General features: G+C 64.6%; 23 protein-coding genes and 1 pseudogene. 7 read left to right on the top strand and 17 right to left on the bottom strand.

Annotated elements, in window-relative coordinates:
• Positions 1-117: 117 nt before the first annotated feature.
• From P6U28_RS13385 to P6U28_RS13355, 7 genes are all read right to left on the bottom strand, one after another.
• The gene (locus P6U28_RS13385; RefSeq protein WP_122403271.1) at positions 118-933 is read right to left on the bottom strand and encodes a hypothetical protein; all 816 of its coding nucleotides are present in this window, start codon (positions 931-933) and stop codon (positions 118-120) included.
• Positions 934-1,019: 86 nt separating this feature from the next.
• Positions 1,020-2,312 carry a siderophore utilization protein FsrB gene (gene fsrB, locus P6U28_RS13380; protein WP_122403272.1) on the bottom strand — a complete coding sequence of 431 codons (1,293 nt, stop codon included), beginning with the start codon at positions 2,310-2,312 and terminating at the stop codon, positions 1,020-1,022.
• 56 nt (positions 2,313-2,368) lie between these two features.
• Complete coding sequence (locus P6U28_RS13375) at positions 2,369-4,357, bottom strand: TonB-dependent siderophore receptor (RefSeq protein WP_162500600.1); 1,989 nt, start codon at positions 4,355-4,357, stop codon at positions 2,369-2,371.
• A 518-nt stretch (positions 4,358-4,875) separates the two neighbouring features.
• Positions 4,876-5,541, bottom strand: coding sequence for a methionine ABC transporter permease (locus P6U28_RS13370; RefSeq protein WP_122403274.1), 666 nt, complete (start codon positions 5,539-5,541; stop codon positions 4,876-4,878).
• Complete coding sequence (locus tag P6U28_RS13365; protein ID WP_407122420.1) at positions 5,531-6,655, bottom strand: methionine ABC transporter ATP-binding protein; 1,125 nt, start codon at positions 6,653-6,655, stop codon at positions 5,531-5,533. The genes P6U28_RS13370 and P6U28_RS13365 overlap by 11 nt, the downstream gene beginning before the upstream one ends.
• A gap of 249 nt (positions 6,656-6,904) precedes the next feature.
• On the bottom strand, positions 6,905-8,377 hold the full coding sequence (locus tag P6U28_RS13360; protein ID WP_122406674.1) for a DASS family sodium-coupled anion symporter: 1,473 nt from the start codon (positions 8,375-8,377) through the stop codon (positions 6,905-6,907).
• Between the two features lie 142 nt (positions 8,378-8,519).
• Positions 8,520-9,278, bottom strand: a complete 759-nt coding sequence (locus P6U28_RS13355; RefSeq protein ID WP_122403275.1) for a hypothetical protein — start codon at positions 9,276-9,278, stop codon at positions 8,520-8,522.
• A gap of 62 nt (positions 9,279-9,340) precedes the next feature.
• On the opposite strand from P6U28_RS13355, the gene nthA reads away from it, so the two are divergent.
• From nthA to P6U28_RS13340, 3 genes are read left to right on the top strand one after another with little or no spacing between them, the layout of a single operon-like run.
• Positions 9,341-9,967: a nitrile hydratase subunit alpha gene (nthA, locus tag P6U28_RS13350; protein ID WP_122403276.1), complete on the top strand. Its 627-nt coding sequence runs from the start codon at positions 9,341-9,343 to the stop codon at positions 9,965-9,967.
• Positions 9,964-10,623, top strand: coding sequence for a nitrile hydratase subunit beta (gene nthB, locus P6U28_RS13345; RefSeq protein ID WP_122403277.1), 660 nt, complete (start codon positions 9,964-9,966; stop codon positions 10,621-10,623). Before nthA ends, nthB begins: the two co-directional genes overlap by 4 nt.
• A complete protein-coding gene (locus tag P6U28_RS13340) occupies positions 10,623-11,003 on the top strand; it encodes a nitrile hydratase accessory protein (RefSeq protein WP_162500280.1) in 381 nt (126 codons plus the stop codon). Before nthB ends, P6U28_RS13340 begins: the two co-directional genes overlap by 1 nt.
• Positions 11,004-11,166: 163 nt before the next feature.
• Here P6U28_RS13340 and queC read toward each other — a convergent pair whose 3' ends face one another.
• Positions 11,167-11,883: a 7-cyano-7-deazaguanine synthase QueC gene (queC, locus tag P6U28_RS13335; protein WP_122403279.1), complete on the bottom strand. Its 717-nt coding sequence runs from the start codon at positions 11,881-11,883 to the stop codon at positions 11,167-11,169.
• 127 nt (positions 11,884-12,010) lie between these two features.
• On the opposite strand from queC, the gene mazG reads away from it, so the two are divergent.
• Positions 12,011-12,835 (top strand): nucleoside triphosphate pyrophosphohydrolase, encoded by an 825-nt coding sequence (gene mazG, locus P6U28_RS13330; RefSeq protein ID WP_122403280.1) that lies wholly within the window; start codon positions 12,011-12,013, stop codon positions 12,833-12,835.
• 11 nt (positions 12,836-12,846) lie between these two features.
• On the opposite strand, the pseudogene P6U28_RS13325 reads toward mazG, so the two are convergent.
• The 5 genes and pseudogenes from P6U28_RS13325 to P6U28_RS13305 form a co-directional block, all read right to left on the bottom strand.
• Positions 12,847-12,992: pseudogene (locus tag P6U28_RS13325) on the bottom strand (GDCCVxC domain-containing (seleno)protein).
• A gap of 49 nt (positions 12,993-13,041) precedes the next feature.
• Entirely contained in the window at positions 13,042-14,418 is a 1,377-nt protein-coding gene (gene hflX, locus P6U28_RS13320; protein WP_162500281.1) for a GTPase HflX, read from the bottom strand.
• A gap of 11 nt (positions 14,419-14,429) precedes the next feature.
• Positions 14,430-14,678: an RNA chaperone Hfq gene (gene hfq, locus P6U28_RS13315; protein ID WP_007591126.1), complete on the bottom strand. Its 249-nt coding sequence runs from the start codon at positions 14,676-14,678 to the stop codon at positions 14,430-14,432.
• A 243-nt stretch (positions 14,679-14,921) separates the two neighbouring features.
• Entirely contained in the window at positions 14,922-16,292 is a 1,371-nt protein-coding gene (locus P6U28_RS13310) for a sigma-54 dependent transcriptional regulator (RefSeq protein ID WP_036039494.1), read from the bottom strand.
• Between the two features lie 17 nt (positions 16,293-16,309).
• Entirely contained in the window at positions 16,310-18,661 is a 2,352-nt protein-coding gene (locus tag P6U28_RS13305) for an ATP-binding protein (RefSeq protein WP_407122417.1), read from the bottom strand.
• A gap of 177 nt (positions 18,662-18,838) precedes the next feature.
• On the opposite strand from P6U28_RS13305, the gene P6U28_RS13300 reads away from it, so the two are divergent.
• A complete protein-coding gene (locus P6U28_RS13300) occupies positions 18,839-18,985 on the top strand; it encodes a hypothetical protein (protein ID WP_164936889.1) in 147 nt (48 codons plus the stop codon).
• Between the two features lie 482 nt (positions 18,986-19,467).
• On the opposite strand, the gene ntrC is transcribed toward P6U28_RS13300, so the two are convergent.
• Genes ntrC through dusB form a run of 3 tightly spaced genes read right to left on the bottom strand, consistent with a single transcriptional unit; the run spans position 19,468 to position 23,045 of the window.
• On the bottom strand, positions 19,468-20,910 hold the full coding sequence (gene ntrC, locus P6U28_RS13295) for a nitrogen regulation protein NR(I) (protein ID WP_122403283.1): 1,443 nt from the start codon (positions 20,908-20,910) through the stop codon (positions 19,468-19,470).
• 9 nt (positions 20,911-20,919) lie between these two features.
• Positions 20,920-22,095, bottom strand: coding sequence for a nitrogen regulation protein NR(II) (locus P6U28_RS13290; protein WP_027573361.1), 1,176 nt, complete (start codon positions 22,093-22,095; stop codon positions 20,920-20,922).
• Positions 22,092-23,045 carry a tRNA dihydrouridine synthase DusB gene (gene dusB, locus P6U28_RS13285; RefSeq protein ID WP_244608022.1) on the bottom strand — a complete coding sequence of 318 codons (954 nt, stop codon included), beginning with the start codon at positions 23,043-23,045 and terminating at the stop codon, positions 22,092-22,094. The genes P6U28_RS13290 and dusB overlap by 4 nt, the downstream gene beginning before the upstream one ends.
• Before the next feature lie 325 nt (positions 23,046-23,370).
• Between dusB and P6U28_RS13280 the strand changes: the two genes are divergently transcribed.
• Complete coding sequence (locus tag P6U28_RS13280) at positions 23,371-24,567, top strand: bifunctional 2-C-methyl-D-erythritol 4-phosphate cytidylyltransferase/2-C-methyl-D-erythritol 2,4-cyclodiphosphate synthase (protein ID WP_122403284.1); 1,197 nt, start codon at positions 23,371-23,373, stop codon at positions 24,565-24,567.
• A gap of 4 nt (positions 24,568-24,571) precedes the next feature.
• Positions 24,572-25,180: a CinA family protein gene (locus tag P6U28_RS13275; RefSeq protein WP_122403285.1), complete on the top strand. Its 609-nt coding sequence runs from the start codon at positions 24,572-24,574 to the stop codon at positions 25,178-25,180.
• Positions 25,181-25,233: 53 nt separating this feature from the next.
• Here P6U28_RS13275 and P6U28_RS13270 read toward each other — a convergent pair whose 3' ends face one another.
• A complete protein-coding gene (locus tag P6U28_RS13270; protein WP_129143495.1) occupies positions 25,234-25,710 on the bottom strand; it encodes a type II toxin-antitoxin system RatA family toxin in 477 nt (158 codons plus the stop codon).
• Between the last annotated feature and the right edge of the window lie 3 nt (positions 25,711-25,713).

The following is a 25,713-nucleotide window of genomic DNA, read 5'->3' as shown; positions in this document are numbered from 1 at the left end:
GAGTCGATGCCATGCCCGCTGATCTGGCGGCACCGTGCTTTGGTAATCGTTCGAGCGTGATTTCGTCGTGAAATTGATTCTCACGTGGCCGACACCACACGTCGGGCCGGCCAGGCTCTAGCGCAGCGGCAGCAGATCCAGCTGGCTCTGCGCCTTCTTGACGGCGGCCGCGAACCAGCTCTGGCTCGGCGCTTCCTTGGCAAAGCACTTGGTGTAGGCGTCCATCGCCTGGTCTTCGCGGGCCATAGCGTCCTGCGGGGTCTTCTTGGCCATCATCTGCTTCCAGATCTTCTCGCAGGGCGGGATCTCGGCGGTCTTCACGGCATCGGTTGCGGCAAGGTAGAAGACCTTGTCGCCCTGGACCGCAACCACGCCAATCTCGCTGGGCGGCCCCTTGAGGCTGCCATTGCCACGCACGCCGAGCACCGCGACCGCGGCGCTCGCGCCGCTAGGCTTGGTGATGGGCAGGTCAGCATATTTCGCGAAGGCGGCGTCCTGAATGGCGTAATAGTAGAACCGGTCCGACCTGAGCGCCGCGCTGATCTCCTGCGGCATGCCGTCCTCGCGGTGCTCGGAAAGCCAGTGCTCGAGCAGCCCGGTCGTGGTCACCACCGCTTGCAGCTTGTCGCCTTCGGTGGCGAAACCGAGGCCGTCGAGATGACCGAAGCCGATGTCTCCCTTGAACAGCGTGTCGACATTCGACTTGCCGTCGGCCGGAAGCCCCTTGATCGTGACCGGGCCCACCAGTGCGCGCAGCGCAGCGGCGAGCTCTCTGAGCGCCGCGTCATGCTGCTTCGAGGTGTCCTCGCTCTCCTTGGCCTTCGAGAATTTGACGATGTAGCGATCGCGCAGGTCGAGATAGTGCTGCTCGGGTGTAGCCGCATGTGCGCAGGACCCGAAGACGAGCAGGCAGAGCAAGGCAAGCGATCTCATCGCAATTCCGGAAGACTGTGGACGATCTTCAGTCTTTGTGCCGGTGCCGGCTATGAAGGTTCATCCTTTGACGGAATGCGCGTGCCCTACTCTGCCGGCGTGAGTTGCTGCCGCGTCAGGCGCATCGCGGCGGTCTCGCGCACGCGAACACGGGCGCGGCGCTTGCGCCACCAGATCACGACGCCAGTCACCGAGAGCGCCGCCACCACGAGGCCCATGACCGAGATCAGGATGCGGCCGAACAGTCCGACGATACGGCCCGAATGCAGCGGAAACTGCGCCTGTACGAAGATGTCGGCGGCGGTGCCGACCCAGGGCAGCCGCTCGCCAATGGGGCGGCCGTCCTCGCTGTCGTAATAGAGCTGCGCCGGGCCGACACCGCCGGCGCCGTGGTCGTCGCCGGGGTGGAAGAAGGCGGCGGCATAGACGCCATGGGCGGGGCCGTAATTGATCGAACCGACCGGGGTGGTCCACCCCCGCGCCTTGCCGTCGGCAGCGGCGCGTGCGGCGATGTCGGCGAAGGTGACCTTGGGCTCGATCGGATCGTCGAGATCGCGATACGGCCGCTGCTCATAGGGCGTCGGCGTGTAGTTCGACACCATCTTCATCAGCGGTGAGAACACCTCGAAATAGAGGTTCAGCGAGAACGCCGTGAAGGCGATGATGAACAGAACGCCCCAGGTCCAGAGGCTGAAGGCGCGGTGGATGTCGAAATTGATCCGGTACGCACTGCCCGAGGTCTTGATGGTCCAAGCCGGAGCCCAACGCGCCCAGAAGCCGCGCTCGAGCTGGCGTGCGACTTCAGGCGCCCGCGCGGCCTTGGCGCGCGGGCGCGAGGGCAGCGTCAGGTAGAAGCCGACGAAGCAATCGATGGTCCAGATGATGGCGATCACGCCCAGCACGCGCATGCCCCAGCGGTCGCTGCCCCAGAACTCCGGGATGTGCATCGTGTAGTGCAGCTTGTAAAGAAACGAGACGAAGTTCTCGCGCGTGACGGGCCACACTGCGCCCCAATAGCGCCGGCCAAGCTCAGCACCGGTGTTGGGATCGAGGAAGACCTGATTGTAGTCGAGCGGGTAACGCTTGCCGGTTGCGGGATCGATACGCGGCATGACGAAGAACCACAGCGAGTGGCCCTGCTCCGGCGTCATGAAGAGATAAACGACGCGCGCACGGGGATCGCGCTGTTCGATCATGTTGGCGAGCTCGATCGAGGGAATCGCCGGGCCTTTGCTGCCGACGTCGAACAGATGGCTGTTCAGGACGTCGTCGATCTCGTGATCCCATGAGATGATCGCGCCGGTGATGCCGGAGAAGAACAGGAATCCGGCCGTGAGCAGTCCCGCCCAGCGATGCAGCCTGCCGAATATCGCTCTCATCGTCTTCCACTCTCATCCAGCAGGTCCGGCCCCCCAGTGCCGGACCGTCTTCGATTTCACCAGCGATAGGTCAGCTTGCCGATCGCCTTGCGCCCCTCGGCATAGAAGCAGCCCGCCAGGCTGTAGCACGCAGCGACATAGCGCGTGTCGGCAAGGTTGGTCACGTTCAGCGACAGGCGCCAGTTGTCATGGGTGTAGGCCAAAAGCGCATCCAGCACGGTCGAGGCTCCCACCTTGAAGGTGTTGGCATCATCGCCCCAGGTCGCGCCCACGTAGCGGATGCCGCCGCCGAACTGCAGGCCCGCGAGCGGCCCGTTCTGCAGCGTGTAGTCGCTCCACAGCGAAGCGCGGTTGAGCGGCACGGTGACCGGCGCCTTACCGACATTCACCGGATCCTGCGTCACCATGGCGTCGACATAGGCATAGGCCGCGCGCAGGTTCCAGCCGTCGGCGAGCGACATCGTGCCTTCGAGCTCGATGCCGCGCGACTTCACCTGCCCGGTCTGTTCGGCAAAGGTGGCCGCAGGCACGTAGGTGACGACGTTGTCGCGCGTCAGGTCGAACGCGGCGAAGGTGAACAGTGCGTTCCAGCCGAGCGGCTGGTACTTGACGCCGACCTCGTACTGGACGCCCGTCTCGGGATTGAGCATCTGTCCGCCAAAACCGGTCGCGAGCACCGGCAGGAACGATTCCGAGTAGCTGAAATAGGGCGCGACGCCGTTGTCGAAATTGTACATCACGGCGGCGCGGCCGGTGAAGGCCGAAGCATCCTTCGCGACCGTGGTGTTGACGATGCCGTTATCGACCTGCGTCGTCACGAAATCCTGACGGCCGCCGAGCTGGAACGAGAGCCGGCCGAGCTTGATCTGATCCTGCGCATAGAGGCCCACCTGCGACTGCTTGACGCCGGTGTTGTCGCTCATCGCACCGATGGTCCAGTCGTAGCTGTAGACCGGATTGAAGACGTTGATCTCGGGCGCCGACGTCGTGACGCCGAAGGCGGTGTCGCGAAACCGCGTGTTGCGGTAGTCGACACCGACCAATGTGGTGTGGCTGAGAATGCCGGTGTTGAACTTGCCCTGGAGCTGATTATCGATCGCAAAGGAGTTGATGTAGGAGTTGCTGTAGCTGCCATAACGCGCGAGCTGCCCCGCGGCCTCGTCGGTATAGCCGCCGCCGTAAAACACCTTTTCCTCGTTGTGCTGATAGGCGTAGCGCAGGTTCTGCCGGAACGTGAGATAGTCGGTGAGATCGTGCGAGAGCTGGTAGCCGGCGGTTGCGATCTCGGTATTGAACGCGTCGAAGCTCGGCACGCCTGCGAAGAACGAGACCGGAATGGTGCGCCCGTTGTTCGGCCATACCGTGCCGGAGGCCGGCAGGAACTGAAGGCCCCACCCTGCCCGATCCTTCTGGTAGTTGGCGAGCAAGGTGATGGTGGTGTCCTCGTTCGGCTTGAAGGTGATTGCGGGCGCGATGAAGACGCGGTTGTCCTTGCTGAAATCGACCTGGGTTTCGCCGTCGCGCACGACGCCGGTCAGGCGCCACAGCACGGTGCCTTCCTTGTTGGCGGGGCCGCCCACGTCGAACTGACCCTGATAACGGTTGAAGCTGCCGCCGGAGATCGAGACCTCGCCGAACTGCTGCGCCGTCGGCAGCTTGGTCACGTAGTTCAGGATGCCGCCGGTGCCGCTGCCGCCATACATCGCGGAGGACGGGCCCTTGAGCACCTCGATGCGCTCGGCGCCATAGGGATCGAGGCCGTTGAAATGCACGTAGTTGCTGGAGGGAATCCGCAAGCCGTCGACGTAGAGTCCCGGCATGGTCATGTCGAAGCCGCGGATCTGGAGGCCGCCGAAGCGGGTGTCCGAGCCGCCATTGACGTCGCCGCTGACGCCGGCGGTGTAGCGCAGGGCCTCGCCGATCGAGACGGCGCCCTGGTTCCTGATCTGATCTGTGGTGATGACGGACACCGACTGCGGCGTTTCGATCAGCGGCGTATCAGTCTTGGTGGCGGTGCCGCTCCGCGTCGCGACGAAACCGCGCACCGGTCCATTGGCGCGTTCGCCCGTGACACCGTTCGATGACGCCGACTGGGCTGGCGCAGCCTGCTGCGCCGGAACGCGACGATTGGCGCGTGCGGTGCGTGTCGCCGCAGCCCTTCGCGACGAAGCAAGCGCCGCCGGACGGGCGCGCTGCTCCGGCGCTTCCACGGTGACTTCGGGAATTTGCGTCTGCGCCTTCACATAACCGAAGGGAACGACGAGAGAGAATGTGCTGACCGCCCCGAGGAAAAGCACCTGAATCTGTCGACGACGCGTGCATCCACGCGAAGAAAGTTGGAAGTCGGTCACGTCTTTCGAGACCCCACGCACTGCCGGCTTCGCCGGTATCGTTTTTGATGCCCTGCCCTAACTCAGGCGGTTTTCGAGTGCGATAGGAGCGGTGTTAGAATTTCTCCAGACGTGTGCGCAGCACCTGCGGCCAATGCGCTCAGGCGTGCTTCGGAGTTTGGAATGTTTCCAGACAGACGAGACTCTGCCTGTTCGCAACATCTGGAAACGGCTCAGCGATGCCGCAGCCGGCGGTTGACCCGGCGTGCCAGATAATCGCCGGCGCTCTGGACGAGCTGCACCAACGCGATCAGCACGACCACGACGGCGAGCATCATCTCCGGCATGAAGCGCTGATAGCCGTAGCGAATACCGAGATCGCCGAGCCCTCCGCCGCCGACCGCGCCGACCATCGCGGAGTAGCCGAGCAGACTGACCACGGCGAGCGTCAGCGCCAGAAGCAGACCCGGCAGCGCCTCGGGGATCAGGACCTTGAACACGATCTGAAGCGGCGAAGCGCCGAACGAGGACGCGGTCTCGATCAGGCCGCCGTCAACCTCGCGGATCGCGGCTTCCACCAGGCGTGCGATGAACGGCGTCGAGGCGATCGTCAGCGGCACGATCGCAGCGGTCGATCCGATCGAGGTGCCGGCAATGAGGCGGGTGAACGGAATGATGGCGACGACGAGGATGATGAAGGGCGTGGACCGCGTCGCATTGACGACGATGCCGAGCACGCGATTGACGAGCGGGGCCGCGAACAACTCGCCTTTGCGGCTGGTGGCGAGGAACACGCCGAGCGGCAGGCCAAAGGCGGTGCCGAGCAGCGCTGCGATGCCGACCATGTACAGGCTTTCGCCCGTGGCCTGGATGATCAAATTGATGAGTTCAGGCGACATAGCCGAGACGCTCCGCCGAGAATTGGTGTTGAGAGAGCCAGGCGAGCGTTCGCGTCACCGCGTCCTCGCCACCGGGAATTCCGAGCGTGAGCGAACCGACATGCTGGCCGCCGATCTCGTCGATGCGGGCCGACAGCAGCGCGACGTCCAGGCCGAGGTCGCGGGCGAGCCGGGCCACCACGGTATCGCCGGCCCCTGCCCCACGCACCTGAACGCGGATCACGGCCTGCCCGCCGGCGGACGGCTCTGAAGCCATCCGGCTCGCCAGCGACACGGGCAAGCTGTCGCCGATCACCTCGGCCAGGAAGGACTGGGTGATCGGATGCTTCGGGTGGGTGAAGATGTCCGCGACATGGCCGCTCTCCACGACATGGCCGCCATCGAGCACCACCACTTCCCTGGCGAGCTGGCGCACCACGGACATTTCGTGGGTAATCAGCACGATGGTCACGCCGAGCTCGCGGTTGATGTTCGCGAGCAGATCGAGGATCGCCCGCGTGGTCTGTGGATCGAGCGCCGAGGTGGCCTCGTCCGACAGCAGCACGCTCGGTCGGGTCGCCAGCGCCCGCGCGATGCCGACGCGCTGCTTCTGGCCGCCGGAGAGCTCTGACGGATAGCGATCGTGCTTGTCGGCGATGCCGACCAACGCCAGCAGTTCGGCGACGCGCGCTTTGATGTCCGCCTTGGTCCAGCCGGCGATCTCGAGCGGCAGCGCGATGTTGCCGGCGGCCGTGCGCGAGGACAGCAGGTTGAAGTGCTGGAAGATCATGCCGATCGAGCGCTGCGCCAACCGTAGTTCGCGGCCGGCGAGCGCCGAGATATCCCTGTTGTCAACGATCACGCGGCCCGTGGTCGGCTTCTCCAGCCCGTTGATCAGCCGCACCAGGCTCGACTTGCCGGCGCCGGAGCGGCCGATCACGCCGGTGATGGAACCGCGCGGAATCGCAAAGTCGATGTCTTGCAGCGCGTTGACGCCGGGCTTGCCGCGATAGGCCGGATAGGTTTTTGAGATGGCTTCGAAACGGACCATTGCGTCCGGCTCGGTCGGAGCAGGTGAAATCGCTTCAAGCGTTTCGATCGGTCTTCCGATCGCGAGCGATTGGTGAGCGTTCATGGAGGCGGCCTTCATGCACAATAATTCGCTTGCCCGCGCCGCTCAGGGGCATACGGGAACCAGGTCGCTGGAGCGACGGGGGTGAAAGTGAGATGCCGGCTCAGGGGAGCGCGCTGCACCGCAGCACGCACCATCGCCGTTTCCGGTCTTTCATGCAATATCAGATATTTGCGGGGAGTTGGACGAAGTTTTCCCAATCTCTCGCGTACGAAGAAAATTCATCTGCGGGAGGCACCCTCCCCACCCTCCTCAGTGGACCCGCAACCAAGGCAGCACGATCAGCAGGAGCCCTGCGAAATAAAGCAGCCCGAAGATCAGCCCAAAAGCCCAGAACTGCCCCTTCCCGATATAGCCGCTGCCGAAATACATCGGCGCCGGCCCCGTTGCGTAAGGCGAGATCACGCCCATCAGGCCGAGCGAATACATGCAGAGCATGGCAAGCGTCGTGACCTGCAGGTCCGCGATGCCCGAGCCGACCGCGAGCACCACGGGCAGCACCGCGGCGGCATGCGAGGTGATGCTCGAGAAGAAATAGTGGATCCAGAAGAACAGCGCGACCAGAAGGATCATCGCGGTCGACGGCGACAGGCCCGCGAGCGGCTTGGCGTATTCGGTCGCGAACCATTTGATGAAGCCGATCTCGTTGAGACCCGACGCCAGCGTCAACAGCGAGGTGAAATAGAAGAACACCTCCCAGGCGCTCTTCTCGCCGACGATGTCGGCAAATTCGATCACCCCGGAGACCAGCATCAAGGAGATCACGATGAAGACGACGGTGGTGGCGTTGACGAAGTTCGAGCCGAGCAACGGCACGTGGATGTCCGGGCTCGAGCCCGCGATCCACAGGAACATCGCGAGCACGATCAGCGCCAGCATGATCCACTCGTTGCGCGACATCGGTCCCATCGCCGTCAGCTCCTTCGCCGCCCATTCGGAGATTTCCGGGCTGCGCTTCACCTCGGGACGGCAAACCACGTAGCTGAGCAGCGGAACGAGCACCATCAGGAGGATTCCGAGCGGCGCAAAGCCCAGGAACCACTGGCCCCAGCTGACCTCGACCCCGACGGTCTTCTTGGCGATCGCCAGCGCCGCCGCATTGGGCGCGAGCGCGGTGAAGAACAGTGAGCTCGTGACCGCAGTCGCGGCGAACGCGGTCCACATCACATAAGTGCCGATCTTGCCGGCGGTCGGCCCCGGCTCGGAGCCATAGATGCGCGGGATGTTGCTGATGATGGGATAGACGATGCCGCCGCTGCGTGCCGTGTTCGACGGCGTTGCCGGCGCGAGCACGAAGTCGGACATCGCCACCGCATAGCCGAGGCCGAGCGTGTTGCGGCCAAGCCGCTGCACCAGCACCAGCGCAATGCGCCGGCCGAGTTGGCTCTTGCGATAGCCGATCGAGAACACGAAGGCGCCGACGATCAGCCAGACCGTACTCTCGGCAAAGCCTGCCAGCATCCAGCGCAGCGATTTGGTCGGATCGGGGTCGATATAGCCACTGATGCCGGCGACGGTGAGTCCGATCAGCCCGACCGCGCCGACCGGCATCGATTCCAGGATGAGCCCGGTGATGACGGCCGCGAACACGGCGAAATAGTGCCACTGATTGACGTTGAGCCCCGTGGGCACGGGCCACAGATAGATCGCCAGCCACACCATGAGCGGCGCGATCAGCTTCCAGCGAAATCCCTTCGCCTCAGGCGCCTGCGAGCTAGCGGCCATGGCCCTCCCCTCGATTGTCGTCAAATCAAGCGGTCCGTTGGCCGGGCCGCTCTTGTCCCATCGCGGCGTATACGGATTGTCCGCGGCGCGATCAATGGCCAGAAGCGGGTTCTGCCGCTAAGTGCCTGATTTTCCGAGAGGCTCACAAATGCCCGGTGCGCCGGTGCTCCGGCTCGCTACCACCGACAGGAAACCTGATCGTTGTGCCGATGGTGACCCAGTTGGCGTTCTCGCCGGTGATGTTGCGGCCGTAGATCACGTCGACGGAGAATATCTCGTTTGGCCGGTAGCGCACGCCGGTCTGAAAGCGCGGCTGCACGATGCTCGCGACCTGGGACGCGCCGGCCTGGCCGTAAGCCTCGATCGTCCACTGCAACGTGTCGGTGAACTTCCAGTCGAAGCCGATGCCGTAGCTCAGGTAGTGGCGATCGACGGTGCGATCCCAGAGCCAGCCGGCGTTGACGTTGACGCGCATGGTCTCGGACAGGCGAAAGGTCGCTGGTATGACCACAAAGGCGGACAACGCCTCGCCGGTCGCTGCATCGAATGATCCACCGCCATAGGCCGACAATCCCCAGCGCCCGATTCCGGTCGGGATGAAGTTGGTCTTGGCTTTCGGAGCCAGCGTCGCGCTCCAGTCGCCATCGCTGCGGGCCCGAATGGTCTGCATACTCAGCTCGATCGGCGTGAAGGGATCGACGACGCAGGAGGGATTGGCAACTGCTGCGAAATCCGTGTTGGAAGCAGTCGACAGCCAGCTTTCGACCTTGCAGGAGCCGACCTCGGAGATATCGGCGGCATCCACGGCATAGGCGCCATTCGCCGCGCGCGCATCCTGCGCCGCAGGTGCGACAAGAGCCGCGATTGCGGCGTATATTCCGGTTCGTGCAGCCCAGCCCATGGCGCGACGTTAGCAGAGTCTTCGCCTCGACAAGGCCCGGATTCTGGGATTATCTTCGCGCCATGAGCGAGCATCATCACGACCACGATCACGACCATTCCGAGCTGTCCGAAACCGAGCTGCGCGTACGCGCGCTCGAGACGATCCTCACCGAAAAAGGCTATGTCGAACCGGCCGCGCTCGATGCCATCATCCAGGCCTATGAGACCAAGATCGGCCCGCACAATGGCGCGCGCGTCATCGCAAAAGCCTGGACCGATCCGGCCTTCAGGAAGGCGCTGCTGGAGGACGGCAGCAAGGCGATCGGCACGCTCGGCCATGTCAGCCGCGTCGGCGATCATCTCGTCGTGGTCGAGAACACGCCGCAGCGTCACAACATGGTCGTGTGCACGCTGTGCTCCTGCTACCCCTGGGAAATGCTGGGGCTGCCGCCGGTCTGGTACAAGGCGGCGCCCTACCGCTCGCGCGCGGTGAAGGATCCGCGCGGCGTGCTCGCCGATTTCGGCATCGCGCTGCCCAAGGACATCGAAATCCGGGTGTGGGATTCCACCGCCGAGACGCGCTTCCTGGTGCTGCCGATGCGACCCGAGGGCACCGAGGGCTGGAGCGAGGAGCAGCTCGCTGAGCTCGTTACCCGCGACTCCATGATCGGCACCGGCTTTCCGCGCAGGCCTGGAGCGCCGTCGTGAACGGCGTGCACGACATGGGCGGCATGGACGGGTTCGGCAAGATCGAGCCCGAGCCGAACGAGCCGATGTTCCACGCGGATTGGGAATCGCGTGTCCTGGCGATGGTGCGTGCGATGGGCGCGGCCGGCGCTTTCAACATCGACACGTCGCGCTTCTATCGCGAGACCTTGCCGCCGGATGTTTATCTCTCAAGCTCCTATTACGAGAAATGGTTTCTCGGGCTCGAGGAGATGCTGATCGAGAAAGGCTACCTCACAAGAGAGGAGGTCGCCGCCGGCCACGCGATGCAGCCAGGAAAGGCGCTCAAGCATGGCAAGTTCGATCTCTCCAACGTCGAGCGCGTGATGGTGCGCGGAAAGTTCGCTCGCCCTGCCCCGGCCCCGGCGAAATTCAGCATCGGCGATCGCGTGCGCGCCAAGAGCATCCATCCGGCGACACATACGCGGCTGCCGCGCTACGTGCGTGGGCATGTCGGCGTGGTCGAGTTGAACCATGGCTGCCATGTGTTTCCGGACACGGCGGCGATGGAGCGCGGCGAGAATCCGCAATGGCTCTACACCGTCGTCTTCGAGGGCCGCGATCTCTGGGGCGAGGATGGTGATCCCACGTTGAAGGTTTCGATCGACGCGTTCGAACCCTATCTGGAGCCGGTGTGATGAGTGGTAGCGCCGCTGCCGCCGCGACGGCAGCGATCCCGGGCATTCCGCGCGATGACGAAGGCCCGGTGTTCCGCGCGCCCTGGGAGGCGCATGCGTTCGCGATGGCGCTGACGCTCCACGAGCGTGGTGTGTTCACCTGGCCCGAATGGGCCGCCGCCCTTGCCGACGAGATCAAGTGCGCGCAGGCGGCCGGCGATCCCGATACGGGCGAGACGTACTATCTGCACTGGCTCGCCACGCTTGAGGGCCTCGTCGCGCGCAAGGGCGTCGCCTCGATCGAGACGCTGCATCGCTATCGCGACGCCTGGGATCATGCGGCCGATCGCACGCCGCACGGCAAGCCGATCGAGCTGCGGGACGAGGATTTTGCGGGGTAATCACCTCCGCGTCGCGTGGATACTGTCGCCCCAACCAACATTGTCATCTCATCACCCGCGAAGGCGGGTGATCCAGTATTCCAGAGACGCTCGTGGGATACCGAGAAGCTGCGGCGTACTGGATTCCCCGCCTTCGCGGGGAATGACAGCGAAGATTGGAGCGCTATTTCCGCCCCGCCACATACTCCCGCCATCCCTTCGCCCGCAGGCTGCACGCCGGGCACTCGCCGCAGCCATAGCCCCAATCGTGCTGTGCGCCGCGTTCGCCGAGATAGCAGGTGTGGGACTGCTCGCGGATGAGATCGACCAGGCCGTCGCCGCCGAGATCATGCGCCAGCTTCCACGTCGCGGCCTTGTCGATCCACATCAGAGGCGTATGCAGCTCGAACTGCTTGGCCATGCCGAGTGAGAGCGCCGCCTGCATGGCGCGGATGGTCTCGTCGCGGCAATCGGGATAGCCGGAATAGTCGGTCTCGCACATGCCGCCGACGATGTGGCTGATCCCACGTCGATAGGCCAGCGCCGCGGCGAAGGTCAGGAACACGAGGTTGCGGCCCGGCACGAAGGTATTGGGCAGGCCGTCCGCGCCCATCGCGATCGCGACGTCGCGTGTCAGCGCGGTCTCGGAGACGGCCGCGAGCGTCGGAATCGACAGGGTATGGCTCTCGCCGAGTTTTGCAGCCCAATCCGCGCGCAGCGCTTTGATGCCGTCGAGCAGGCGGTCACGGCAGGCGAGCTCGATGGCATGGCGCTGGCCGTAGTCGAACCCCAACGTCTCCACGCGGGCAAAGCGGCTGAGCGCCCAGGTGAGGCAGGTGGTGGAATCCTGGCCGCCGGAGAACAGCACCAGCGCGGTTTCGGAGGATGATGCGTCACTCATGGCCCGCGCTTTAGCACCATGGAACGGGGCCGCCAATCGGTGGAAATCGATCTGTTCCGCTGCGCCCCGCTGGGAACGGCGGCCCGCTTTTGGCATAAGGCCTTGGAGCCTAGGAGACTGCCCCGCAATGACCCCTTCCCGCGACATTTCCCGCCTGATCGAGATCATGGCGGCGCTGCGCACGCCGGTGACCGGCTGCCCCTGGGACCTCGAGCAGGATTTTTCGACGATCGCGCCCTACACGATCGAGGAAGCCTATGAGGTGGTGGACGCCATCACCCGTGGCGATCTCGACGATCTCAGAGAGGAGCTCGGCGATCTCCTGCTCCAGGTCGTGTTCCACGCCCAGATGGCGTCGGAGCAGAACGCGTTCGATTTTGGGGACGTGGTCGAGGCCATCACCCGCAAAATGATCCGCCGCCATCCCCACGTCTTCGCCGACAAGGACGGCAATCTCGCCTCCTCTCACGTCAAGGAAGTCTGGGACCGCATCAAGGCCGAAGAGAAAGCCGAGCGCGCCGCACGCCGGCCCCCGGAGGAGACGACGACGCACAAATCGCTGCTATCAGGCGTCAAGGCCGGCCAGCCGGCGCTGACCCGCGCCATGGAGTTGCAGCGCAAAGCCTCCACCGTTGGCTTCGACTGGAACGACCCGCGCGCGGTGCTGCAAAAGATTCGTGAGGAAACCGACGAGATCGAGGCCGCGCTGGACCGTAACGACAAACAGGAGCTGGCGGAAGAAACCGGCGATCTCCTGTTCGCGCTGGTCAACCTCGCTCGTCATGTTGATGCCGATCCGGAAGCCGCGCTGCGCACCACCAACGCCAAATTCGAACGCCGCTTCGCCTATATCGAGCGCGCGCTGAAAGCGCAGGGCCGCACGCTGGAGCACGCCTCGCTCGCGGAGATGGACGCGCTTTGGAATGCGGCGAAGCGGGAGGAGATCCGGTGACGGAATTGCCGCTATGAGCAGCAACGATGTTCGCTCTGCTTTCGTGGACAAGGCGTTGTCCCGTATGAGCAGAACACACAGCAATCGCCGGCCTTTGGCTGCAATTGCCTGCCGCAACCTTTGCAAATGTAGAAATACTGGCAAGCGTCGGGCGCATGATCTGTGCCGACTGATAGCGACATCCCGGACTACCAGTTTCACGAGCATCACATCGCGTGCGGCACGGCATCAAACCTCGACACCACGATGTCCCGCTTGGTCTCGTCCACTCGCACGGTCATATCGAAGCGGCCATCGTGCAGCTCTTTCGCCAGCACCTCGGCATTGCGATGCAGCCAGCTGATGCCGGCCCCGTCGGCGGCGTCGATGGAGAGATCGAGCGTGGTGCGCTTGGCGGCCAGGCGCTCCTCGATCGCGGCAAGCAGTGCGTCGACGCCCTCCCCTGACACGGCGGACACCAGCATCGCCGGATGATCCTCCGGCCTGCGCGCGGCGATATTGAGCAGCTCTTCGCGCTGCTCGGGGTCGAAACGGTCGATCTTGTTCCAGACCTCGATGATGCGGCCGGAATCGTCGGGATTGATGCCGAGCTGGCGCAGCACCGCGTCGACGTCGCTCTGCTGCGCCTCGGCGTCCTCATGCGAGATGTCGCGCACGTGCAGGATGACGTCCGCCTCCAGCACCTCCTCCAGCGTGGCGCGGAAAGCGGCCACGAGCTGGGTCGGCAGGTTGGAGATGAAGCCGACGGTGTCGGACAGCATCGCCTTGCCGCCATGCGGCAGATTGAGTGCGCGCAGGGTCGGATCGAGCGTTGCGAACAGCATGTCGGCGGCCTGCACGTCGGCGCGCGTCAGGCGGTTGAACAGCGTCGACTTGCCGGCATTGGTGTAGCCGACCAGCGCCACGACGCGGTACGGCACGCGCTGGCGTCCCGCACGATGCAGCCGCCGCGTCGCCTGCACCTTCTTCAGCTCGCTCTCGAGCTTGGAAATGCGCTCCTGGATCAGGCGGCGGTCGGCCTCGATCTGGGTCTCGCCCGGGCCGCCCATGAAGCCGAAACCGCCGCGCTGGCGTTCGAGATGGGTCCAGGAGCGCACCAGTCGCGAGCGCTGGTAGTTGAGATGCGCAAGCTCGACCTGGAGCGAGCCCTCCCTGGTCTTGGCGCGCCGGCCGAAGATTTCCAGGATGAGCCCGGTGCGGTCGAGCACCTTGGCGTGCCATTCCTTCTCCAGGTTGCGCTGTTGGATCGGCGACAGCGCGCAATCCATCACCACGAGCTCGACCTCGAGGGACTTGATCAGTCCGGCGATCTCCTCGACCTTGCCCTTGCCGATATAGGTCGCGGGCCGGATCTGGCTGACCGGCGCGATGATGGCGTCGGCAATGACGAGATCTATCGCGCGCGCGAGGCCCGCGGCCTCGTCGAGGCGGGCCTCAACGTCGCGCAGGACATAGCCATCCGCTTGCGCGTCGGCATTCCCTGCGCGCACTCGCAAATAGGGGCCGATGACCAGCACCCGCCCCGTATGAGCCCCCGCTGACCGCGGACGGTCAGCATCCCCGCTGAAATTCCGGGGTTCCAATCAGATCACTCTCAAGCCGGCTGGTCCTCGCCGCCTTCGAACAGCTGAATCGGAGCGCCGGGCATGATGGTCGAGATCGCATGCTTGTAGACAAGCTGCGAATGACCGTCGCGCCGCAGCAGCAAACAGAAATTGTCGAACCAGGTCACGATGCCCTGGAGCTTCACTCCGTTGACCAGAAAGATCGTCAGTGGCGTCTTGGTTTTGCGAACGTGATTAAGGAAGGTGTCCTGTAGGTTTTGTGCGCGGTCTGCCGCCATTGTTTTTTTCTCGCTTTGAGTTTCTTTTTATTGCGCCGGTTGCGGCCTCTTGTGACGAGGCCTCTCCCGGTTGCCGTCCCTCATGAGATCCCCCTCGGAAGGAACAGCGTTTCAATTAGAGGACAGGTCGGGATATTAGGCAAGCCGCTTCACGCGGCAGGCCATGCCCTATTGCCCCGAAAAATTACGGAAATCGATGATTTTCCTCGCCTATTCCCGAGGGCGGCCTGCAGTGTCGCGGCGCTAGCCGACGCCGAGCGCCTTCAACTTCCGATGCAGCGCCGACCGTTCCATGCCAACGAACTCAGCCGTGCGAGAAATATTTCCTGAGAAACGGCTGATCTGCGCAATCAAATAGTCGCGCTCGAACACTTCGCGCGCTTCGCGCAGCGGCAGGCCCATGATGTGCTCGCCATTGTTGCTGGTCGGCATCGCCGGCACCATGGAGCCGACGTCCTGCGGCAACATATCGGCCGTGATGATCACTTCGGGTCCGCCTGCCGCCAGAATCATGACTCTCTCAACGTTGTTGCGGAGCTGGCGCACATTGCCGGGCCAGACATGCGATTGCAGCACCGCCATTGCGTCCTGCCCGATCTGACGCTTGGGCAAGCCACTGCCGGCCGAGATCTGCTCCATGAAGTAGTCGATCAATTCCGGAATGTCCTCGCGCCGCTCCGACAGCGCCGGCACGCGGATCGGCACCACCGAGAGCCGGTGGTAGAGATCCTCCCGGAAACGGCCCGCCGCGATCTCCTCTTCGAGATTGCGCGCGGTCGATGAGATGATGCGCACGTCGACCTGCACCTTGGCAGTGCCGCCGACGCGCTGGAATGACTGCTCCACCAGCACGCGCAAGATCTTGTTCTGGGTCTCGCGCGGCATGTCCGCGATCTCGTCGATGAACAACGTGCCGCCATGGGCTTCCTCGAGCGCGCCGGGCTTGCGCGGCTGCTCGCCATTGGACTGCTCGACGCCGAACAGCTCGTGCTCCATGCGCTCGGGCGTGATCGCGGCGGCATTGATCACCACGAAAGGACCGTCGGCGCGGCCCGAGGCCGTATGCAGCGTGCGCGCGGTCAGTTCCTTGCCGGCGCCAGCGGGGCCGACGATCAGGATACGGCTGTTGGCTTTGGCGGCGCGCTCGATGGTCTGGCGCAGCTGGTTCATGCTTGGCGAACGGCCGACCAGCTGGCTGGCACTCGGCGCGAGCTGTTTCAGCTCCTTGACCTCGCGCTTGAGCCGCGAGTTCTCCAGTGCACGGGTCGCGACCAGGATCAGCCGGTCGGCCTTGAACGGTTTCTCGATGAAATCGTAGGCGCCGCGCTTGATCGCGGCGACCGCGGTCTCGATGTTGCCGTGGCCTGAGATCATCACGACGGGCAGATCGGCATTGTCCTTCTTGACCTGCTCCAAGAGCTGCAAGCCGTCGAGCTTGGAGCCTTGCAGCCAGATATCGAGAAACACGAGATGCGGCCGGCGATTGGCGATCTCGGCGAGCGCCGTATCGCTGTCGCGTGCGGTCCGGGTCACGAAGCCCTCGTCCTCGAGGATGCCCGCAACGAGATCCCGAATATCGGCCTCATCATCGACAATCAGAATTTCACTTGCCATGGATCGCGCCTGTGTTGTCAGCTGCCTGTTGAGGCTTCGATTTTGGTTGAATCATTGGTCTTTTCAGCCGGCTCTTTGGTTTGCTGGCTCTTGACGGATTCCGTGGCCGCTTGCTTGGCCGCCGGCGTTTGCTCGACCATCTCGGACTTCGCGGGTTGCCCCGAGACGGCAAAGCGCATCCGCATCCAGGCGCCGCGCTGGCCTTCGCGGAAGTCGGAGGCGTCCTTCAGCTCGATGCGCCCGCCATGGTCTTCCAGCACGCGGCCGACGATGGCCAGCCCCAGCCCGGTGCCCTTGGCGCGCGTGGTGACGTACGGCTCGAGCAGGCGCGAGCGCGCGACCTTGGGCAGGCCGATGCCGTTATCGATGACGTCGATCAACACGTCTTCGTCCTCGCGCGACACCACGACGTCGATGCGGCCTTTGCCGAGTTCTTCCGGCGGGACCTGCTCGATCGCCTCGGTGGCGTTCTTGATGATGTTGGTGACCGCCTGCGAGATCAGCCGCCGGTCGAACTGGGCGCGCAGCGGATCCTGTTTGAACGCGGCCTCGATGTCGATCTCGGGATGGGCGACCTTCATCAGGAACACGGCTTGCCGCACGGTGTCCGCGACGTCCTCGCCTTCCATTACAGGCTTGGGCATCCGCGCAAAGCGCGAGAACTCGTCGACCATGCGCCTGATGTCGTCGACCTGGCGCACGATGGTGTCGGTGCACTGGTCGAAGATCTGCTTGTCCTTGTCCTCGGTGATGGTCTTGCCGAACTTGCGGCGGATGCGCTCGGCCGAGAGCTGGATCGGCGTCAGCGGGTTCTTGATCTCGTGCGCGATGCGACGCGCGACGTCGCCCCAGGCCGAGGTGCGCTGGGCCGAGACGAGCTCGGTGATATCGTCGAGCGTGATGATGTAGCTGTCGTGCGGCTGGTTCTTCTCGGCACTGACGCGGACCGACAGATTGCGCTCGGTGCCGTCGCGGGTGATCGTGATCTGGCCCTGCACCAGACGCTGGGTCCCTTCGCGCGCCGCCTTCATCATCTCGTCGAGCTCGGGCAGCACGTCGGAGAGCGGATGGCCGAGGGTCTCCGCTTCGGAGTGCCCGATCAGCTTCTCGGCGGAGCGGTTGAGGATGCCGACACTGCCGGACGTATCGACGCCGATGATGCCGGCGCTCGCCGAGGACAGCACGGCCTCGATGAAGCGGCGGCGGCTATCGATGAGATCGCTGGCGTTGACGAGCTCGTCGCGCTGGCTGCGCAGTTCCTGCGTCATCTTGTTGAAAGTCTCACCCAGCTGGGCGAGATCGCCTTCCGACTGGTGCACGGGCACCTGGACGTGGAGGTCGCCGGTCGAGACCGTGTGCGCCGCGTTCATCAGCCGCCGGATCGGCGAGACCAGCGAATTGGCGAAGTTGAGGCCGATCAGCACCGAGGCCATCAAAATGGTCAGCGCGATCACCGCGAACATCAGCGCGAACGCGACCTGGATGCCGAGCCGGCGTGACTCGATCTGGGCGTATTCGGCGACGCTGACTTCGGTCTGCTTGAGCTGATTGACGACATTCGGGTCGAGCGGACGGGCGACATAGAGGAAGGTGTCGTTGAAGGCGCGCAGGCGGATCACCGCGGCGACGAAGCTCGCATCGGGGAGCACCGCGATCTCGGGCTCGTTCTCGTTGACATTGCTGAGAAAGTCCGACGCCGGCGGCGAATAAGCCAGCCGCATGCCGGTGTCGGCCGACTCCAGGATGTTGGTGTTCTTGTCGATGATCATCGCGCCCGGCAGGTTCCGGGAGGCGGCGCTCGCCGTCAGCATCTCGCGGAACGAGCGGCGGTCCTGGTCGTAGAGCGGCCGGGCATGGGCGATGTCGTTGGCCATGCCGATGATGTCGCCACGGATCAGCTGCGCGTGATCCTGCATATAGGCCCGCGCGATCGTCAGCGAGTTCTGGATCACCTCCTTGGTCGGCCCGGAGAAGAGCCGGTCGAGGCCACGCTCGATGGTGACGTTGGCGACGACCGCGACCAGCACCGCCGGCAGCACCGCCACGATCGAGAACAGGCTGACGATTTGGACATGGAGACGCGCCGCCGCCCTGCCCCGCCGCCGCGCCAGGATCAGCTGCCAGAGTTCGCGGATGATGATGCCGACCAGCAGCAGGATCGTGGCCGCATTGATCAGGTAGAACGTGCGGACCACCTCGGGCGTCGGCTCGATCTTGGTGAGACCGGTCAGGACCAGGAAGGTCAGGAAGGCCGACAGCAGCGCCAGCGCCACGGCAACGGGTGCCAGCCAGCGCCGCACCGACCAACGCCGGGGCTCTTCCGCTGGGGCCGTGTCAAAGTGTGCGGCCGAGGTGTCTGCGCTGGTCATTCCGGCAATGGTGGTGCTGAAAACGGGTCCGCGACGGGCGGGTACTGATGTATTCGTACCACATTGTTGCCGAATTGCGACAATTCCGCGGCGTCTGCCCCCCCGCGGAGCGGCGCAATCCACAGGGACATGCCATTCGGCCGGGAACGGATTCCCGCCGTCCCGGCTTGATCCGGCATGGATAGGATCTTTCTCGCGACGATGGTTTCGGCCGTTCTTCTGCTGATCGTGGCCGCCGACCTCCTGGTCAACGGCCTCGCCCTTCAGCAGGTCCCGGTGAATCTCGCCAGCGTGATGCCGGCATCCGGCCAAACGGTCAGATAGATGTCATGCCGCGCGTTGCGGCCGAACGACCCATTTGAACGCAAGCGGAACATTTAGGCCGATTGGGATTTCTGCTCAGCGCGTCAGCCACAACGGCCAGCGCGATCCGGACAGGCTCAGCTCTGCCTTGGTAGGGGGAGCTGAGCCACCGCCGGGCAAACCAATGCGGACTTGCGTGGAGCGTGCCCTCGGCGTCCTCGCATCAACATCGCGGCGCACGGCCGCGGCATAGCCGAGGTGGAAGCCCGTGCGCTCGGATTGTTCTCGCTGGTTCTGGCCAATCGCTCGTTCAGCGCCTCGCTGGTCTCCGCGTTCCGCCGTCCCAGCGCAGGTGTGAATCCAGCTCGCGATCGCCGCGTTGCTGCTCGGTCCCCCGAAGCACGCAAGCCGATCTGGAGCAGCCGGCAGCGCCTGCGAGCAACCGAGCTACCCAGCGGATTTTTTCAGAGCGGCCGTCTGCCCAGCTTCGGCTCTGAGCGGAATCAGCCCCCGCTCCGATACACCTGGATGTCGAGGTCCCGGATCTTCTTCCGCAACGTGTTGCGGTTGAGACCGAGCAGGTCGGCGGCGCGGATCTGGTTGCCGCGGGTGGCAGCGAGCGCGGCCGTGAGCAGCGGCACCTCGATCTCCTTGAGGATGCGGTGATAGAGGCCGGGCGGCGGCACACCGTTCGGAAAGCCCTGGAAGTGCGAGGACAGATACGCTTCCACGGCGCCGCCGAGATTGTCGACGCCCTGCTGGACCGCAGCGCCCGGACTGACCGAGGGGGGCGCGAGCTCGCCGTCGATGACGGAGGCCGTGATCACGTCCTGCGGATAGAGCGCTGCGAGGCGCCGGGCGAGATTTTCCAGCTCGCGCACGTTGCCGGGCCAGCGATGCTGCTTCAGCCGCTCCAGCGCCAGCGCATCCAGCTTCTTCGGCGGCAGGCCGTCCTTCTCGGCCAGCGTGAAGAAGTGACGCACGAGATCGGGCAGGTCCTCGATGCGCTCGCGCAAAGGCGGCAGCCGCAGCGGGACGACGTTGAGGCGGAAGAACAGATCTTCGCGGAACAGGCCCTGCTGGATCAGGACGCGCAGGTCCTTGTTCGAGGCGGCGACGATGCGCACGTCGGTCTTGATCGGGGTGCGGCCGCCGACCGTCGTGTATTCGCCCTGCTGAAGGACGCGCAGCAGACGGGTCTGCGCCTCCATCGGCATGTCGCCGATCTCATCCAGGAACAGCGTGCCGCCTTCGGCCTGCTCGAACCGGCCGGAGGCGCGGGTGTTCGCGCCGGTGAAGGCTCCGCGCTCGTGGCCGAACAATTCGGACTCGATGAGATCGCGCGGGATCGCCGCCATGTTGACCGCGACAAACGGCCCGTTGCGACGCTTGCCGTAATCGTGCAGCGCGCGCGCCACGAGCTCCTTGCCGGTGCCGGACTCGCCCGTGATCATCACGGTGAGGTCGGTCTGCATTAGGCGCGCCAGCACGCGGTAGATTTCCTGCATCGCCGGCGAACGGCCGACCAGCGGGATCGCCTCCATCTCGGCATCCTCGTCAGGCGTCGAGGTCCGCTCCTTCGGCTCGGCGAGCGCGCGACCGACGATGGCGATCAGCTCCTTGAGGTCAAAGGGCTTCGGCAGATATTCGTAAGCCCCGCGCTCGGAAGCTCGGATCGCCGTCATGAACGTGTTCTGCGCGCTCATGACGATGACGGGCAAATTCGGCCGCATCTTCTTGATCCGCGGCAACAGGTCGAAGGCGTTTTCGTCCGGCATCACCACGTCGGTGATGACGAGATCGCCCTCGCCCTGGCTGACCCAGCGCCACAGCGTTGCGGCATTGCCGGTCAGCCGCACCTCGTAACCGGCGCGGGACAGTGCCTGATTGAGAACGGTGCGGATGGCGGTATCGTCATCGGCTACGAGAATGCTACCTGCGGGCATCGTTGATCCTCATTTTGCCCCCTGTGATGCAGGCGACGACTTCCCGGCAGAGCCGTCGCGACTGCTTTGATCGGCATGTTTGACCGATGTGGAATACATCGGCATCAGCACGCGGAAGGTGGTCTTGCGCGGCTGAGATTCGCATTCGATGATGCCCCCGTGATCGCCGACGATTTTTGCAACCAGCGCCAAACCGAGACCACTTCCAGTCTGCTTGGTGGTCACGAAGGGATCGAACAGATTGGGCAGAAGATCGTCGGGCACGCCTGGTCCATTGTCCCTCACGCAGAATTCGAGCGGCAGAGATACCCGGGATTTTTGACCAGGCACTGACAGGCGCACGCCGGGGCGGAACGCGGTGGTGAGCTGGATCTCGGCGTCGGGCACGTCGATCAGGGCTTCTGCGGCGTTCTTCACGAGGTTGAGGAACACCTGAATCAGCTGGTCCTGATTCGCGAGCACCGGCGGCAGCGAGGGATCGTAGTCCTCGATGAAGCGGATGTTGCGGGCAAAGCCCGACTGCGCCAGCCGCTTCACGTGGTCGAGCACCGAATGGATGTTGACGGGCCCGCGCACCACGGGACGCTCGTCGCCGAACACCTCCATGCGGTCGACCAGCGTCACGATGCGGTCGGCCTCGTCGCAGATCAGGCGCGTCAGCATGCGGTCCTCGGACGAGGCCTGCTGCTCCAAGAGCTGCGCCGCGCCGCGAATACCCGAAAGCGGATTCTTGATCTCATGCGCGAGCATTGCTGCTAGCGCTATCACCGAGCGCGCGGCGCTGCGATGGGTGAGCTGTCGATCCATCTTGTCGGCGATGGTGCGTTCCTGCAGCATCACCACGATGTGGCCCGGACGCTCGGTGAGCGGCGCGACGTGCAGGTCGACCTGGCGATCGCCGCCCATGCGCGGCGTACCCAAATCGACCTTGTATTCGTTGACCGGCGAGTTCGACGAGCGCACCTGGTCGATCAGCGCCAGCAAGGGGCTGCCGAACGGCACCAGTTCCTTCAACGACTGCCGCTTCAAGAACTGCGTCGAGATCTCGAAGAAAGCTTCGGTCGCGATATTGGCGGCGACGATCTTGCCGTCCGGCCCGATCATGAGCACGGGATTCGGCAACGCATCCAGGATTGCGTCGCTGTCGGACTGAAGCGGCCGACGATGTTCAGCGGCTGAGCTCATGCAGCGGCGCTCCATGCGAAGTCGTCGAAAGCGTCTTGCAGTGAATTGTGAACGAGGCGCGGATCCTCCGAGACCAGGATCTTTTGGCGCCAGGATCTCAGCTTCTCGGCCGGCGCACGGCTCGCCTGCGCTGCGACATCGAGCGCCCAGCCCAGATGCTTGCGGGCATGCCTGAGACCGATGCGCAGACCATAGAGCGCGCAAACGCCATCATAGAGTGTGCGGACATAATGCAGCTGCGTTTCGAGCGAGGGGGCAGCTTCCTCAGCCCCGCCCTGCAGGCGGCGGCCGATCTGACCGGGCAGCCAGGGCTGGCCCTGCGCACCGCGGCCGATCATCACGGCGTCGGCGCCTGAGGCTTCCAATGCGGTGAGCGCCTTTTCATAGGACGTGATGTCGCCGTTGACGACGAGCGGAATGGAGATGGCCTCGCGCACGGCGCGGATCGCATCCCAATCGGCCTCGCCCTTGTAGAATTGGCAGCGGGTGCGGCCGTGAACGGTGACGAGCCGGATGCCGGCGGCTTCAGCGCGCCGCGCCAGTTCCGGCGCATTGCGCGTACGGTCGTCCCAGCCGAGCCGCATCTTGAGCGTCACCGGCACCTTCACCGCGGCGACCGTCGCGTCGATCAGGCTGACGGCGTGGTCGAGATCGCGCATCAAGGCCGAGCCGGACTGGCCGCCGGTGACATGGCGGGCCGGACAGCCCATGTTGATATCGATGATGTCGGCGCCCTCGGATTCCGCGATGCGGGCGCCTTCGGCCATCCAGTGCGCCTCGCAGCCGGCAAGCTGGACCACGTGCGGACCGATTCCCGTGGCTTCGCAACGCAACCGGGACATCCAGTGGCCATTGGCGAGCTCATCGCTTGCAGTCATCTCGGATACGACGAGACCGGCCCCAAGCTCGGCGGCCAGCCGGCGGACGGGCGAGTCAGTCACACCTGACATCGGCGCCAGGAAGACCGGGGTGGCGACTTCAATATCGCCTATTTTCAACGGCTTAGAGCCTGATACTGCCGAGCCGGTCACGGGGGTCTCGTTGACTGAGCAGGGCGTCATTGCGCCTGCCATGATCTATCTTGCGCACAATTCTTGTGCAGTCAAGCGTCATGCCTACAGTTTAGACAGTTCTGCAAATCTTTCAAGTGCAGTGCAGCAAAATGCTGTTTCCCACAATCCCGGGAAATCCCCTTTTTTTGCGGGCTTGCCGTGCTAGAGGCATGCCGGCAAATCACCCCCTGCCCTTTCATTGGCAATTGAGTATTTGAGTCCTATGGCGAAATCACAACGCACCGCTGTCGTCCTCGTGGCGGCTGGACGCGGCCTGCGCGCCGGCGCCGGCGGGCCGAAGCAATATCGCGAGATTGGCGGCCTGCCTGTGATCTATCGCGCCATGGAAGCCTTCAGCCGCCATCCTGATGTGTTCGCAGTGCAGCCGGTGGTGAACCCCGACGACACCGCCATGTTCGCCGCGGCGGTCGCAGGGCTGAAGCACGAGCCGCCGACCAATGGCGGCGCGACGCGGCAGGCTTCGGTGCTTGCCGGTCTCGAGGCGCTGGCGAAGCACGAGCCGGATATCGTGCTGATCCACGACGCAGCGCGTCCCTTCGTCTCTGACGGGGTGATCTCGCGCGCGATCGAGGCGGCGAGCCGCACCGGAGCCGCGATTCCCGTCGTTCCCGTCACCGACACCATCAAGATCACCGGTGAGAGCGGCAATGTCGAGGACACGCCCGACCGCGCTCGCCTGCGCATCGCACAGACGCCGCAATCCTTTCGTTTCGACGTCATCCTGGAGGCGCATCGTCGCGCCGCGAAGGACGGGCGCTCGGATTTCACCGACGATGCCGCGATTGCCGAATGGGCGGGATTGACGGTTGCAACCTTTGAAGGCGATGTTGCCAATATGAAGCTCACCACTCCCGAGGATTTCGTGCGCGAAGAGGCGCGCCTGGCTGCCCAGCTGGGCGACATCAGGACCGGCACCGGCTATGACGTGCACGCCTTCGGCGAAGGCGACCACGTCATGATCTGCGGCGTGCGCGTGCCGCACAGCAAGGGCTTCCTGGCGCACTCCGACGGCGATGTCGGCCTGCATGCACTGGTCGACGCCATCCTCGGCGCGCTCGCCGACGGCGACATCGGCTCGCACTTCCCGCCGAGCGATGCGAAATGGAAGGGCGCCTCCTCCGACCAGTTCCTGAAATACGCTATCGAGCGCGTCGCCCAGCGCGGCGGCCGCATCGCCAATCTCGAGGTGACGCTGATCTGCGAGCGGCCCAAGATCGGCCCCTTGCGCGACACCATGCGCGCGCGCATTGCCGAGATCTCAGGCGTCGACATTTCGCGCGTGGCGGTGAAGGCTACCACCAGCGAGCGCCTCGGCTTCACCGGCCGCGAGGAAGGCATCGCGGCCACCGCGAGCGCCACCATTCGCCTGCCGTTCAACGAAAAGACTTGGAGCATGTGAGGCCATGGGCGGCAGCGACGCACGCGCCATTGCCCGCTCGCTGCTCGATCTGTGCCGGATGCGCAAGCTGACGATCGCGACCGCTGAATCCTGCACCGGCGGGCTCGTTGCCGGCGCACTGACCGATATCCCAGGCTCCTCGGACGTCATCGACCGCGGCTTCGTCACCTATTCCAACGACGCCAAGCGCGCGATGTTAGGGGTCGAAGCCAGCACGCTGACGAATTTCGGCGCGGTGAGCAAGGAGACCGCGACCGCCATGGCGATCGGCGCGCTGGAGCGCGCTGATGTCGATCTCGCCGTCGCGATCACCGGCATTGCCGGCCCCGGCGGTGCCACGCCCGGCAAGCCCGTTGGCCTCGTGCACTTCGCCGCCGCCGCGCGTGATGGCCGCATCATCCATCGCGAGCACCGTTTCGGCGCGATCGGCCGCAGCGCGGTGCGCGCCCGCTCCGTGGTCGAGGCGCTGCGCATGCTGATGGACCTCGCCCGCGGACCGCAGATCGCGGCCAAGCCGCAACGTACCGCCGCAAGCCGCCTGCGCCCGCGCGTGACCCGCTCGCCGCGCCGGCATGCGGTGAAGCGCAGGCCGCCACGTTCGCCGCGGGGCTGATGTTCCCGTAGCGCGGGTACAAGTATCGGTAGAGCACTTTCGCTCTACCCATTCTACGACTGCGACTGCGCCAGCTTCGGCCGACCGTAGATCGCGTCTGCCCGCTTCTCGAAGGCGGTGGAAAACCGCGCGAAGGCGGCGTCGAACATCGAACCCATCAGCATCGCCAGCATGCGGCTCTTGAATTCGTAGGCGAGGAAGAATCCGACGTCGCAGACGCCCTCGCCCTTGGGCTCGAACGTCCAGCGGTTTTCGAGATTGCTGAAAGGACCTTGCAGATATTCGACCAGGATCTTCAGATTGGCGCGATCGAGCGTCACCCGGCTGGTGAAGGATTCCTTGACCAGCTTGAACGACACCGTCATGTCGGCGACCAGCACCTCGGTGCCGTCGGGCTTTGCCATGCGCTGGCGCACCCTCAGCGCGCTGCACAGCGGCACGAATTCCGGGTAGCGCTCGATATCGGCGACCAGATCGAACATCTCGGGTGCGCTGTGATTGACACGGCGCTTGCTCGAAAAACGGGGCATATC

The organism is Bradyrhizobium sp. STM 3561 (assembly GCF_045571455.1).
In the GTDB taxonomy this organism is placed as follows: Bacteria; Pseudomonadota; Alphaproteobacteria; order Rhizobiales; family Xanthobacteraceae; genus Bradyrhizobium; species Bradyrhizobium vignae.
The sequence above is the reverse complement of the archived record's forward strand: the minus strand, read 5'-3'. Positions and strand labels throughout refer to the sequence as shown.

What these genes read in the sequence shown, in the direction of transcription:
- P6U28_RS13275 (WP_122403285.1), top strand. Translation starts at nt 24,572, where the DNA reads ATGGGCGGCAGCGACGCACGCGCCATTGCCCGCTCGCTGCTCGATCTG.
- P6U28_RS13290 (WP_027573361.1), bottom strand. Translation starts at nt 22,095, where the DNA reads ATGAGCTCAGCCGCTGAACATCGTCGGCCGCTTCAGTCCGACAGCGAC.
- P6U28_RS13310 (WP_036039494.1), bottom strand. Translation starts at nt 16,292, where the DNA reads ATGGCAAGTGAAATTCTGATTGTCGATGATGAGGCCGATATTCGGGAT.
- P6U28_RS13280 (WP_122403284.1), top strand. Translation starts at nt 23,371, where the DNA reads ATGGCGAAATCACAACGCACCGCTGTCGTCCTCGTGGCGGCTGGACGC.
- ntrC (WP_122403283.1), bottom strand. Translation starts at nt 20,910, where the DNA reads ATGCCCGCAGGTAGCATTCTCGTAGCCGATGACGATACCGCCATCCGC.
- P6U28_RS13370 (WP_122403274.1), bottom strand. Translation starts at nt 5,541, where the DNA reads ATGTCGCCTGAACTCATCAATTTGATCATCCAGGCCACGGGCGAAAGC.
- mazG (WP_122403280.1), top strand. Translation starts at nt 12,011, where the DNA reads ATGACCCCTTCCCGCGACATTTCCCGCCTGATCGAGATCATGGCGGCG.
- P6U28_RS13360 (WP_122406674.1), bottom strand. Translation starts at nt 8,377, where the DNA reads ATGGCCGCTAGCTCGCAGGCGCCTGAGGCGAAGGGATTTCGCTGGAAG.
- P6U28_RS13385 (WP_122403271.1), bottom strand. Translation starts at nt 933, where the DNA reads ATGAGATCGCTTGCCTTGCTCTGCCTGCTCGTCTTCGGGTCCTGCGCA.
- P6U28_RS13355 (WP_122403275.1), bottom strand. Translation starts at nt 9,278, where the DNA reads ATGGGCTGGGCTGCACGAACCGGAATATACGCCGCAATCGCGGCTCTT.
- P6U28_RS13340 (WP_162500280.1), top strand. Translation starts at nt 10,623, where the DNA reads ATGAGTGGTAGCGCCGCTGCCGCCGCGACGGCAGCGATCCCGGGCATT.
- nthA (WP_122403276.1), top strand. Translation starts at nt 9,341, where the DNA reads ATGAGCGAGCATCATCACGACCACGATCACGACCATTCCGAGCTGTCC.
- queC (WP_122403279.1), bottom strand. Translation starts at nt 11,883, where the DNA reads ATGAGTGACGCATCATCCTCCGAAACCGCGCTGGTGCTGTTCTCCGGC.
- hfq (WP_007591126.1), bottom strand. Translation starts at nt 14,678, where the DNA reads ATGGCGGCAGACCGCGCACAAAACCTACAGGACACCTTCCTTAATCAC.
- dusB (WP_244608022.1), bottom strand. Translation starts at nt 23,045, where the DNA reads ATGTCAGGTGTGACTGACTCGCCCGTCCGCCGGCTGGCCGCCGAGCTT.
- P6U28_RS13300 (WP_164936889.1), top strand. Translation starts at nt 18,839, where the DNA reads ATGGATAGGATCTTTCTCGCGACGATGGTTTCGGCCGTTCTTCTGCTG.
- fsrB (WP_122403272.1), bottom strand. Translation starts at nt 2,312, where the DNA reads ATGAGAGCGATATTCGGCAGGCTGCATCGCTGGGCGGGACTGCTCACG.
- P6U28_RS13305 (WP_407122417.1), bottom strand. Translation starts at nt 18,661, where the DNA reads ATGACCAGCGCAGACACCTCGGCCGCACACTTTGACACGGCCCCAGCG.
- P6U28_RS13270 (WP_129143495.1), bottom strand. Translation starts at nt 25,710, where the DNA reads ATGCCCCGTTTTTCGAGCAAGCGCCGTGTCAATCACAGCGCACCCGAG.
- P6U28_RS13365 (WP_407122420.1), bottom strand. Translation starts at nt 6,655, where the DNA reads ATGAACGCTCACCAATCGCTCGCGATCGGAAGACCGATCGAAACGCTT.